Here is an 11,802-nt window from a genome sequence, read left to right on the forward strand (position 1 = left end):
TATGTACAGTGAAAAAGTAATGGACCATTTTCAGAATCCGAGAAATGTGGGAGAGATTGAAGGCGCCAGCGGTGTGGGAACCGTAGGCAATGCCAAGTGCGGAGATATCATGAGAATGTATCTGGATATTGACGAGAACGGCATTATCCACGACTGCAAATTCAAAACCTTCGGCTGCGGCGCCGCAGTGGCAACCAGCAGTATGGCTACAGAACTTGTGAAGGGAAAAACCATTCAGGAAGCCCTGCAGGTGACAAACAAAGCGGTCATGGAAGCCCTGGACGGACTTCCTCCCGTAAAAGTACACTGTTCCCTGCTTGCGGAGGAGGCTATCCACGCAGCTCTCTGGGATTATGCGGAAAAGCATGGAATTAAGATTGAGGGCCTGGATAAGCCCAAGAGTGATATCTCCGAAGAGGAAGTAGAGGAAGAGTATTAATGAAAAAAAAGAAGGTAGTTGTGGGGATGTCCGGCGGTGTGGACTCCTCGGTGGCGGCCTATCTGCTGAAAGAACAGGGATATGATGTCATTGGAGTCACCATGCAGATTTGGCAGGATGAGGACAATGCAGTCCAGGAGGAGAACGGCGGCTGCTGCGGTTTAAGCGCAGTGGATGATGCCAGAAGAGTGGCGAATATGCTGGAGATTCCCTACTACGTGATGAATTTTAAGAATGAGTTTAAGGAAAACGTCATTGACTATTTCATAGGGGAATATCTGGACGGCCGGACGCCCAACCCCTGTATTGCCTGCAACCGCTATGTGAAGTGGGAATCCCTTCTGAAAAGGAGTATGGAAATCGGCGCAGACTATATCGCCACAGGCCATTACGCTAAAATCGTGCAGACGGACAGCGGCAGATACTCCCTGAAAATGTCAGATGCCACAGGGAAGGACCAGACATATGCCCTGTACAATCTGACCCAGTTCCAGCTCTCCCACACGCTGATGCCTGTGGGTGTCTATGAAAAAGATGAAATCAGAAAGATCGCAGAACAAATTGGCCTTCCTGTGGCGAAAAAAAAGGACAGCCAGGAAATCTGCTTTGTGCCGGATAAGGATTATGCCGGGTTTATAGAAGAAAATACCCAGAATAAGATCGAAGAAGGCAATTATGTGCTGGCAGACGGTACGGTGGTCGGCCGCCATAAGGGGATTACCCATTATACCATTGGACAGCGGAAAGGCCTGGGCCTTGCAATGGGACATCCTGTCTTTGTGACAGAGATACGCCCTGAGAGCAATGAGGTGGTGATCGGAGAAAATGAGGATCTGTTTCAAAGAGAACTTGTCTGTGACAGGATCAATTTTATGTCCATTCCCGATCTGCGGGAGGATATGCGTGTTATGGCAAAAATAAGATATAATCACAGAGGTGCTCCCGCTGTCATTCACAGAGAGGATGAGGATAGGATCCGGGTGATCTTTGATGAACCTCAGAGAGCCGTCACGCCCGGGCAGGCAGTTGTTTTCTATGACGGAGAATATGTTGCCGGGGGCGGTATTATTTTATAATGATCTATATGGTGAACCTGCCTGGGAAACAGATTTTTTAGCTTTCTGTTTTCCGGGCAGGTTTTAGATTCGTCTCCTTAAAGTTTGCTATCAGTTTAAAAGGCGGGACATGCTGGGGACGCAAGGGCAGAGCCCAAACCGATGAAAAGTATCTTGACGCTCATAGAGCAGAACAGATCTCATTGATCATCTGGCTGTGCTGCCGTCCCTGAGAGACAGAGGATATGGAAGCGCGTGTCTTCGGGCACTTCAGGATGTATTTGGTGTGAATCTGGGCATGGTAGAGTCTGAAGAACCATCTTTTGCAGCCCGGGAGACGGAAAAACAGGTTCGCAGAAGAAGAATAGTTTTTATGTAAAGAATGGTTTTTATGATTCCCGGAATATATGCCGCCTGTTTGGCGTGGAATACAGGATTTTGGGAAAGGCGGACTGTATGGAAAAAGAGCATAGGCAAATGCGCTGCAGGGAAGAGCTGGACAGTATTTACTGCACTGTGATACCTAAAATCGTATATGGCAGTCAGTTGAAATGGCTGCCATAATAAAGCGCCAATGCGGCAGCCGCACAGGGAAGATCCAAGGGAGGAGCTGTTTTCGGGCCTGCACAACTGCCGGACTGCTGCTTTTTGGAAACGGAATTATACTTATAAAGGAAGAAATTCCGGTTTTCTGTTTTTAAAAACAGTATAATAATTGAATCCGCATTCCTTTAAAAGCGCTCCTGCACGTTCAAAATCATAGGCGATATGTTCCGGTGCATGGGCGTCGGAGCCAAGGGTCAGGATTTCGCCGCCCAGTTCCCGGTAGCGGATCAGTATGTTCTCTGTGGGATTGGGGTGGCCCAGGCCGTATTTGAAGCCCGCTGTATTGCACTCCAGACCAATGCCTTTCTGCACCAGCACACAAAGGATTTCGTCCAGGATATCTCTGTATTTTTCGTAGGAGTAGTACAGGTTGCGGTTGGGGCCATAGCGCACCACATAGTCAATATGGCCGCATACATCAAAGCAGGAATGGACTTTCAGGTTATGAAGAAGACAGGTAAAGTAGCTGCGGTAAGCCTCCTCCTCACTGCGGTTTTCAAAGAATATCCTGTCATAGGGGTCACATCCGTCCGCAACATGTACAGAGCCGATGATAAAGTCAAAGGGGAAGCTGGCTGTAAAGGCGGGCAGCTTTCCGGTCAGATGGGGCTGAAGTCCCAGCTCCATGCCGAAATATATCTCTATTTTATCCTCATACTTCTTTTTGAGTTCCATTAGTTTTTCCTGGTAGGCCGGCATATCCACCAAAAAATCAAACTCTCCGGGAGGAAAATCAAAATCCATATGTTCCGTGAAGCAAATGCTGGGCATATTTCTGTGAATAGCCCCAAGAACCATATGTTCCATAGGGGCTTCACTGTCACTGGAAAATGATGTGTGCATGTGATGATCTGCGTACATAGATGACATCTCCTTTTCTTTTGCTGCTCTAATTATATAGGAAAGAAAGGGAATTGTACATAAAGAGAATGTAAAACTGGAACGATTTTTCATTTTATGCTTGAATTTTTGTCTCAGATTAGGTACAATATCAAATAGGTTGATGTTTCTTTAACAATCTTAATAGAAACCTCACGGAATACAAACACTTTTAGGAGGAATGAATAACATGGCAGTAAAAGTAGCAATCAATGGATTTGGACGTATTGGACGTCTGGCTTTCAGACAGATGTTTGGAGCAGAAGGATTTGAAATCGTAGCGATCAATGATTTAACATCTCCGACAATGTTAGCTCACTTACTGAAATATGACTCTACACAGGGAAGATATGCACTTGGCGATACAGTAACAGCAGGTGAAGACTCCATCACAGTTGATGGAAAAGAGATCAAGATCTATGCAAAAGCAAAAGCTGAAGAACTTCCTTGGGGAGAGATTGGTGTAGATGTAGTTCTGGAATGTACAGGTTTCTATACATCCAAAGATAAAGCAGAAGCACATATCAAAGCAGGTGCTAAGAAAGTTGTTATCTCCGCTCCGGCAGGAAACGACCTTCCGACCATCGTTTACAATGTAAACCATGAGACACTGACAAAAGATGACAACATCATCTCAGCTGCTTCCTGTACAACAAACTGCCTGGCTCCAATGGCAAAAGCATTAAATGACCTGGCTCCGATCAAATCCGGTATCATGTGCACGATCCATGCTTACACAGGCGATCAGATGACACTGGACGGACCGCAGAGAAAAGGTGATTTAAGAAGATCCCGTGCAGCAGCAGTTAATATCGTTCCGAACAGCACAGGTGCTGCAAAAGCCATCGGTCTGGTTATCCCGGAACTGAACGGCAAATTGATCGGATCTGCTCAGCGTGTTCCGACCCCAACAGGTTCTACTACAATTCTGACAGCAGTTGTTGACGGAACAGTAACTGTAGATCAGGTAAATGCGATCATGAAAGAGCAGGCTACAGAGTCCTTCGGATACAACACAGATGAAATCGTATCCAGCGATGTTATCGGTATGAGATATGGTTCTCTGTTTGATGCAACTCAGACAATGGTTATGCCGTTAGACAATGGCACAACAGAAGTACAGGTTATCTCCTGGTATGACAATGAGAATTCTTACACAAGCCAGATGGTGAGAACAATCAAATACTTCGGAAAATTATTAGAGAAATAATCATTAAGAATAAAGATAACCATTCAGCCGGGCCTGTGTATTTACTGCGCAGACCGTGCATAAGAGTGGCGGCAGCAGGTACTCGCTCCATCGCAAAGCGGTTTTAGTGGGCGGATACTCGTAACTACACCATTGATGGAATAGTTATGAATAATGACTCATTAAGGGGTCCGGTCTATTTTGGACCGGGCTTCTTTCGTCCATTCGAGAAATGGGAAGTATTATTTGATAAGAACAAGTAACGATTCAGCAGGTCTGCCCATTCACTGCGTTGACCGTAAGGAAACATTCCGCAGCCTAGCAAAATTCCATGGCAAAAGGCAATTATGCATGGATCTTTGCCTGCAACTGTGGGGATACTGAACTGTTACAAGAACAAATATTAAAGGAGGCATCATCCAATGCTCAACAAAAAATCAGTTGATGACATCAACGTAAAAGGTAAAAAAGTTTTAGTCCGCTGTGATTTCAACGTTCCCCTTCAGGATGGTAAGATCACAGATGAAAACCGTCTGGTAGCAGCTCTTCCAACTATCAAGAAGCTGATCGCTGATGGCGGAAAAGTGATCCTGTGCTCTCACCTGGGCAAACCCAAGGGAGAAGCAAAACCGGAATTATCTTTAGCACCTGTTGCAAAGAGAATGTCAGAATTACTGGGACAGGAAGTAAAATTTGCCGCTGACCCGGAAGTAGTCGGACCAAATGCAAAGGCTGCTGCCCAGGCAATGAAAGACGGAGATGTTATTTTACTGGAAAATACACGTTACCGTGCAGAAGAGACGAAGAACGGAGAGGCATTCAGCAAAGAGCTGGCATCTCTGTGCGATGTATTTGTAAATGATGCATTTGGTACTGCCCACAGAGCACACTGCTCCAATGTTGGTGTGACACAGTTTGTAGATACCGCAGTTGTCGGATATCTGATGCAGAAAGAAATCGACTTCCTGGGAAATGCAGTGGACAATCCTAAGAGACCTTTTGTTGCAATCTTAGGCGGCGCTAAAGTTTCCAGCAAGATTTCTGTTATCAACAACCTGCTTGACAAAGTGGACACCCTGATCATCGGCGGCGGAATGTCCTACACGTTCTCAAAGGCTATGGGCGGACACATTGGTATCTCTCTCTGTGAGGATGACTATCTGCAGTATGCACTGGATATGATGAAAAAAGCAGAAGAAAAAGGCGTAAAACTTTTACTGCCGGTGGACAACCGTATTGGTGATGACTTCTCAAATGACTGCAACATCCAGGTGGCAAAACGCGGTGAGATCCCGGACGGATGGGAAGGCATGGATATCGGACCTGAGACAGAGAAAATTTTCTGTGAAGCTGTGAAAGATGCCAAGACTGTAGTATGGAACGGACCAATGGGATGTTTTGAGATGCCCAATTTTGCTCATGGAACAGAGGAAGTTGCAAAAGCACTGGCTGATACAGACGCTACCACCATTATCGGCGGCGGTGATTCAGCAGCAGCTGTCAATATCCTGGGATATGGGGACAAGATGACACACATCTCCACAGGAGGCGGTGCTTCCCTGGAATTCTTGGAAGGCAAAGAACTGCCGGGTGTGGCAGCAGCTAACGATAAATAAAATATCCCGCAGCTTGCGGGAATATAGAAAGAAGGAAATCGGATTATGGCAAGAAGAAAAATTGTTGCTGGTAACTGGAAGATGAACATGACTCCCAGCGAGGCAGTTGAATTAGTAAACACATTAAAACCTCTGGTAGCAAACGAAGAAGTGGACGTAGTATTCTGCGTGCCTGCAATTGATATCATCCCGGTGGTGGAGGCTTGCAAAGGCACAAACATCCAGGTTGGCGCTGAGAACATGTACTATGAGGAGAAAGGTGCCTACACAGGCGAGATCGCTCCCAACATGCTCACAGACGCAGGTGTAAAATATGTCGTTTTAGGTCATTCTGAGAGAAGAGAATACTTCGCAGAGACAAATGAGACGGTAAACAAAAAAATGCTGAAAGCATTTGAACACGGAATCACTCCGATCATGTGCTGCGGGGAGACTCTGGAGCAGAGAGAACAGGGCGTGACCATGGACTTTATCCGTCAGCAGGTTAAAGTTGGATTTCAGGGTGTGACAGCAGACCAGGCTAAGACAGCGGTTATCGCTTACGAACCAATCTGGGCTATCGGAACAGGAAAAACAGCGACTACAGAGCAGGCACAGGAAGTTTGTGCAGACATCCGCGCATGTATCGCTGAAGTTTATGACCAGGCAACTGCAGAAGCTATCCGTATCCAGTACGGCGGATCTGTAAATGCTAAGACAGCTCCGGAACTGTTCGCTCAGAACGATATTGACGGCGGTTTGGTAGGCGGCGCTTCCCTCAAACCGGATTTTGGACAGATCGTCAACTACAAATAATCTATTGCAGCATTAGAAAAGCCTTCCCTGTAAAAGGGAGGGCTTTTTTTCAGAGAAGAGCCGGGGCCTGGATTCCCTCAAGGTCAAAGGGCGGGGTATATTCCTCTTTGGCACTGCTCTTTTCCTGCATATATCCGTCGGTGAGGCCAAGGCGGATGGCTTCGTTCAGTACACTTTCATATTCATATGTGGTAATTCTGCGGTTGATCTTTGGATGCTCACTGCTTTTATAGAAAGGAGTAAACTGGCTCAGCAGGCTGATGAGATAGCAGTCATCCGGAAGCGTTTCCTTTATCCAGTGCAGCAGACGGAGGGAGTCTTTCCGGCTGCCGGGAAGAACCATATGCCGGATGATGACACCACTTCTCAAAAGGCCGTCTTTGTCAAAGACAGGTGCCCCCTTCTGATCTATCATAATTTGAATGGCTTTGGAAGCTACGGAAAAATAATCGGATGCCCCGGAGTAACGCGCGGACAGTCCACTGTCATAATATTTTAAATCCGGCAGATAGATATCCACATAGCTATCCAGAAGTGCAAGGGTTTCCTGCTTTTCGTATCCTCCGCAGTTGTAGACAACCGGTATATGAAGACGGCTTTTTACCCGGTCAAGGGCAGGGAGGATGGTGGGAAGATATTGAGTGGGTGTTACCAGATTAATATTGTGGGCTCCGGCATCCTGCAGCTCCAGGAAAATTTCAGACAGTCTGTCTGGAGAGATTTCTTTTCCAAATCCCTGGCTGCTTATGGAATAATTTTGGCAGAAGCAGCAGCGGAGCGTACAGCCCGTGAAGAAAATAGTGCCGCTGCCTTTTGTACCGCTGATACACGGCTCCTCCCAATGGTGCAGGGCAGCTCTGGCCGCCATCAGTTTGTCGGTACATTGACAGTAACCTTTGCGCAAGTGACGGTCAACATGGCAGTTTCTTGGGCAGAGTGAACAATTTTTATATTCGTCCGTCTGGTTCATCAGCGATTTTCCTCCAAACATTTCATTTCTTTACCAAAACTGTTTCGTTTTATTAACATCATAATGAAAATTTCCTAAAATTTCAAGTGTATGCCTGAAACCTCTTCCTTTTTGTCGTATTTTGCGTTAAAATAATCCGTGTGAAACTTTTTAGGGGAGAAATGCGTCTAATAATTAAAAGGGTGTGAAAATGAGTAAAAAAACAAAAGAAAACAAAAAAACGGAAAAAAAGAATAAGGGAAAAAGCAAGGTTGTCAAAAGAATACTGATAGCATTGCTGATCGTGCTGATGCTGGCAGTGGTAGGGATTTACTGTGCGGTAGGGTATTATTACAGGGACAAATTCTACAGCGGAACTACCATCAATGGATATGACTGTAGTGAAAAATCAGTGGACTACATCAAGGAGATCATCAAAAAGGAAGCGGAAACATATGCACTGACCATCAAAGAGCGGGATGACAAGCAGGATGTGGTACAGGCTGCTGACATTAAGCTGACTTATAAGGATGACGGAGAATTAGAACAGCTTTTGAAGGACCAGAATTCCTGGCTGTGGATATTCAGCCTGGCAAAAAATAAGAATTATGAGGTGAGCCTGGATAATTCTTATGACGAGGCAAGTCTAGATACGGTTATCAGCAGCCTGGCCTGTCTCAAGCCGGAAAATATGACAGCGCCGCAGGATGCTTATCTGGAGGATACCGGGGAAGCATATCAGATTGTCCCAGAGGTGGAAGGCAATACCCTGGATCAGGAAAAGACAGTGAAGGCGGTCAAGGATGCTGTGAACGGACGGAAAGAGGAAGTCTCCCTGGAGGAGTCGGGCTGTTATCAGGCACCTGCTGTACGGCAGGATGACACGGCTCTGACCCAGGAAAGAGATAAGCTGAATGCATTGACCACCATGCAGATCGTTCTGGATTTTGGACATGGACAGGAAACGATCACCAGAGACCTTTTGAAATCCTGGCTGAAAAAAGACGACGCTGGCAATTATTATTTTGACGAGCCTACTGTGAAGCAATATATTATTGATCTTTCCACAGTATACAACACAAAAGGAAAAGCAAGAGACTTTGTTACTACAGGCGGAAGTACGGTTCATCTTACCGGAGGCGACTATGGCTGGCAGTTGTGGCAGGATAAGACCACAGAGTCCCTGATGAACACGCTCAATGCCGGACAGAGTACAACTCTGGAAGTGACCTGGCTGTACAAGGCACAGAAACATGACGGCAATGAGATTGACGGCACTTATGTGGAGATATCCATTTCCCAGCAGCATATGTGGTTCTACAAAAACGGCAGCCTTGTTGTTGATACTCCGGTAGTGACGGGTAATCCAAACACAGGACATGCAACACCGGCAGGAGGTGCCTGGAATCTGAAAGATAAAAAGAGTCCTTTCACTCTTGTGGGTAAAAAGCCGGACGGAAGTATTGACTATGAAGAGCCGGTTACCTATTGGCTGCCATTCAACGGCGGCGTGGGAATCCATGACCTGGTGAAGAGGGATGCTTTCGGCGGTGATATTTATCTGAGCAATGGTTCTCATGGCTGTGTCAACACGCCGTTTGATGCGGTACAAATGATTTACAATAATATTGAGGTGAATACACCGATCGTAGTGTATTAGGAAAACAGCCGGAGTTTATATGCTCCGGCTGTAACTATGTCCGGAAATCAGGATTTTGCCTTTATATACAAGAAACAGCAGTGCTGTGACGCGGGAAGGTGTAAACGCATATATTGTTTTTGCGGTTTTCTGTTGAAATTTGCGTGCAAAACTGATATAATGCTAATCAGTTGAATAAAAATACATAATATACATTAAAAATGCATAAAAATGAATGCATAAGGAGAGAGGAATATGAAAAAATTAGCAGCAGCAGCTTTGGTAGCTGCCATGGTACTGTCTCTGGCAGGATGCGGCAGCAGCACAAAGAAAATTGAGTCAAAAGATGATCTGAAGGATGCCGTTATCGGCGTACAGCTTGGAACAACAGGTGATACTACGGTATCAGAACCTTCTGTTGGAGCAAAAGAAGTAAAGCGCTATAACAAAGGCGCTCAGGCGATCCAGGCGTTGAAAAAAGGCCAGATTGACTGTGTGGTGATAGATACAGAGCCGGCTAAGAAATTTGTTGAGCTGAATGACGACCTGAAAATGATCGAGAATCAGTTTGATGATGAGCAGTATGCCATCAGTATGAAAAAGGGAAATACAGAGCTGAAAGATGCCTTCAACAAAGCTCTGGGAGAACTGGAAGAGGAAGGTGTTCTTTCCGATATTGTAAACAATTACATTGGCGATGAGGCGGGCAAGAATCCATATGAATCACCTGCGGATGCTGACCGTTCCAAGGGCAAACTGGTGATGGCGACCAACGCGGAATTTGAGCCGTGGGAATACCATGACGGTGAATCTATTGTGGGTATCGACGTGGATATTGCCCAGGCTATCTGTGACAAACTGGGATATGAGCTGGAAGTTTCCGATATGGAATTTGACGCGATACTTCCTGCAGTACAGTCCGGAAAAGCAGATTTTGGTGCAGCCGGTATGACTGTAAATGAAGAACGTCTGGAAAGTGTTGATTTTACAGATACTTATGCAAATGCAAGCCAGGTGATCATAGTAAAGAAATAAAGAGGACCCTTGAAAAGAAAAGCTGCTGACATTCCTGCCGGCAGCTTTCCTTGCGGGAGAAAGTAAGACAGGTGGAAAAATGTGTGTATTAGGGATATCACAACAGCTTTATAACAACTTTATAAAAGATGACCGGTATATGTGGCTGCTGGAAGGTTTGAAAAATACACTGCTCATCACTCTTCTGGCAGTGATCATAGGTATTATCATCGGATTTTTGGTAGCCATTGTGCGATCCAGCCATGACAAAAACGGTTCTTTTAAGATTCTGAACGGGGTATTTAAAGTTTATCTGACGGTTATCCGCGGTACGCCAACCATGATCCAGTTATTGATCATGAATTTTGTTATTTTTGGCAGCTTTTCCATCAACCCTGTGCTGGTGGGCGGCCTTGCTTTTGGTATTAACTCAGGAGCTTATGTGGCGGAGATTGTCCGTTCCGGTATTATGTCAGTAGACCAGGGGCAGTTTGAAGCCGGGCGTTCTCTGGGGCTTAACTATTCCCAGACCATGAAGTCCATTGTTATGCCCCAGGCATTTAAAAATGTACTTCCTGCACTGGTCAATGAGATGATCGTGCTATTAAAAGAGACTTCTATTGTGGGCTACATCGGTATGATGGATCTGACAAAGGGCGCTATGCTGATCCAGAGCCGTACTTACAATGCGTACCTGCCCCTGCTGGCAGCCGCGCTGATCTATCTGGTACTGGTTATGATTTTAACAGCATGTATGAATAAGCTGGAAAGGAAGTTGAGAACCAATGAGCGATAACAACATTTTACTGGAAGTACAGGGACTTAAGAAAGCCTTTGGAGAGAATAACGTGCTGGACGGCATAACAACGGATATCCGTCAGGGTGAAGTGGTTGCAGTCATTGGACCTTCCGGTTCCGGTAAATCCACATTTCTTCGTTCCCTGAACCTGCTGGAAGTGCCCACAGGCGGCAGGATTTTGTTTGAGGGTACAGATATCACGGACCCAAAGGTTGATATCAACCGTCACCGCCAGAAGATCGGCATGGTATTCCAGCAGTTTAATCTTTTTCCGAATATGACAGTAAAGGAAAATATTATGCTGGCCCCTGTGAAGTTAAAACTCATGACACAGAGCGAAGCGTCACAGAAAGCGGATGAGCTTTTGGCAAGAGTCGGACTCCCGGAAAAAGCGGACACATACCCGGACATGCTCTCAGGCGGCCAGAAACAGAGAATTGCTATCGCAAGAGCACTGGCTATGAACCCGGATGTTATGCTGTTTGACGAACCCACTTCCGCCCTGGACCCTGAAATGGTGGGGGAAGTGCTGGAGCTTATGAAAGAACTGGCAGAGTCCGGAATGACCATGGTGGTTGTCACCCATGAGATGGGATTCGCCAAAGAGGTGGCATCCAGGGTGATCTTCATTGATGAGGGAAAAATCCAGGAGGAAAACCATCCAAAGGAATTTTTTGAAACCCCGAAAAATCCCAGATTAAGAGAATTTTTATCAAAAGTATTATAATGACTGGAGACAGGACAGGAGAGATGGATTTAAGATCTTCCTGTCCTTTGTTGTTTAGGCCCCGTTTTTTTGATATTGTTCACTGTGCAGTGGGA

General features: G+C 45.9%; 11 protein-coding genes. 9 read left to right on the forward strand and 2 right to left on the reverse strand.

Annotated elements, in window-relative coordinates:
- The first annotated feature begins 1 nt into the window (after position 1).
- Together nifU and mnmA are read left to right on the forward strand one after the other, a co-directional pair.
- The gene (gene nifU / locus A4V09_RS03970) at positions 2–439 is read left to right on the forward strand and encodes a Fe-S cluster assembly scaffold protein NifU (RefSeq protein ID WP_065541200.1); all 438 of its coding nucleotides are present in this window, start codon (positions 2–4) and stop codon (positions 437–439) included.
- A complete protein-coding gene (gene mnmA / locus A4V09_RS03975; protein WP_065541201.1) occupies positions 439–1,515 on the forward strand; it encodes a tRNA 2-thiouridine(34) synthase MnmA in 1,077 nt (358 codons plus the stop codon). The genes nifU and mnmA overlap by 1 nt, the downstream gene beginning before the upstream one ends.
- 645 nt (positions 1,516–2,160) lie before the next feature.
- Here mnmA and A4V09_RS03980 read toward each other — a convergent pair.
- A complete protein-coding gene (locus A4V09_RS03980; RefSeq protein WP_065541202.1) occupies positions 2,161–2,961 on the reverse strand; it encodes a histidinol-phosphatase HisJ family protein in 801 nt (266 codons plus the stop codon).
- A gap of 208 nt (positions 2,962–3,169) precedes the next feature.
- On the opposite strand from A4V09_RS03980, the gene gap reads away from it, so the two are divergent.
- The 3 genes from gap to tpiA all read left to right on the forward strand — a co-directional run bounded on the left by gap (position 3,170) and on the right by tpiA (position 6,579).
- Complete coding sequence (gene gap, locus A4V09_RS03985; protein ID WP_065541203.1) at positions 3,170–4,189, forward strand: type I glyceraldehyde-3-phosphate dehydrogenase; 1,020 nt, start codon at positions 3,170–3,172, stop codon at positions 4,187–4,189.
- Positions 4,190–4,590: 401 nt separating this feature from the next.
- Positions 4,591–5,784 (forward strand): phosphoglycerate kinase, encoded by a 1,194-nt coding sequence (locus A4V09_RS03990; RefSeq protein ID WP_065541204.1) that lies wholly within the window; start codon positions 4,591–4,593, stop codon positions 5,782–5,784.
- 45 nt (positions 5,785–5,829) lie between these two features.
- The gene (tpiA, locus tag A4V09_RS03995; protein WP_065541205.1) at positions 5,830–6,579 is read left to right on the forward strand and encodes a triose-phosphate isomerase; all 750 of its coding nucleotides are present in this window, start codon (positions 5,830–5,832) and stop codon (positions 6,577–6,579) included.
- A gap of 49 nt (positions 6,580–6,628) precedes the next feature.
- Here tpiA and A4V09_RS04000 read toward each other — a convergent pair whose 3' ends face one another.
- Positions 6,629–7,549 carry a radical SAM protein gene (locus A4V09_RS04000; RefSeq protein WP_065541206.1) on the reverse strand — a complete coding sequence of 307 codons (921 nt, stop codon included), beginning with the start codon at positions 7,547–7,549 and terminating at the stop codon, positions 6,629–6,631.
- 190 nt (positions 7,550–7,739) lie between these two features.
- On the opposite strand from A4V09_RS04000, the gene A4V09_RS04005 reads away from it, so the two are divergent.
- The 4 genes from A4V09_RS04005 (at position 7,740) to A4V09_RS04020 (ending at position 11,707) form a co-directional block, all read left to right on the forward strand.
- Positions 7,740–9,188 carry a L,D-transpeptidase family protein gene (locus A4V09_RS04005; protein WP_065541207.1) on the forward strand — a complete coding sequence of 483 codons (1,449 nt, stop codon included), beginning with the start codon at positions 7,740–7,742 and terminating at the stop codon, positions 9,186–9,188.
- Between the two features lie 234 nt (positions 9,189–9,422).
- Positions 9,423–10,202 carry a transporter substrate-binding domain-containing protein gene (locus A4V09_RS04010; RefSeq protein WP_065541208.1) on the forward strand — a complete coding sequence of 260 codons (780 nt, stop codon included), beginning with the start codon at positions 9,423–9,425 and terminating at the stop codon, positions 10,200–10,202.
- A gap of 79 nt (positions 10,203–10,281) precedes the next feature.
- Positions 10,282–10,977, forward strand: a complete 696-nt coding sequence (locus A4V09_RS04015; RefSeq protein ID WP_065541209.1) for an amino acid ABC transporter permease — start codon at positions 10,282–10,284, stop codon at positions 10,975–10,977.
- Positions 10,967–11,707 carry an amino acid ABC transporter ATP-binding protein gene (locus A4V09_RS04020; protein ID WP_065541210.1) on the forward strand — a complete coding sequence of 247 codons (741 nt, stop codon included), beginning with the start codon at positions 10,967–10,969 and terminating at the stop codon, positions 11,705–11,707. Before A4V09_RS04015 ends, A4V09_RS04020 begins: the two co-directional genes overlap by 11 nt.
- Positions 11,708–11,802: the final 95 nt, after the last annotated feature.

The organism is Blautia pseudococcoides, from assembly GCF_001689125.2.
Taxonomy (GTDB): Bacteria; Bacillota; Clostridia; order Lachnospirales; family Lachnospiraceae; genus Blautia; species Blautia pseudococcoides.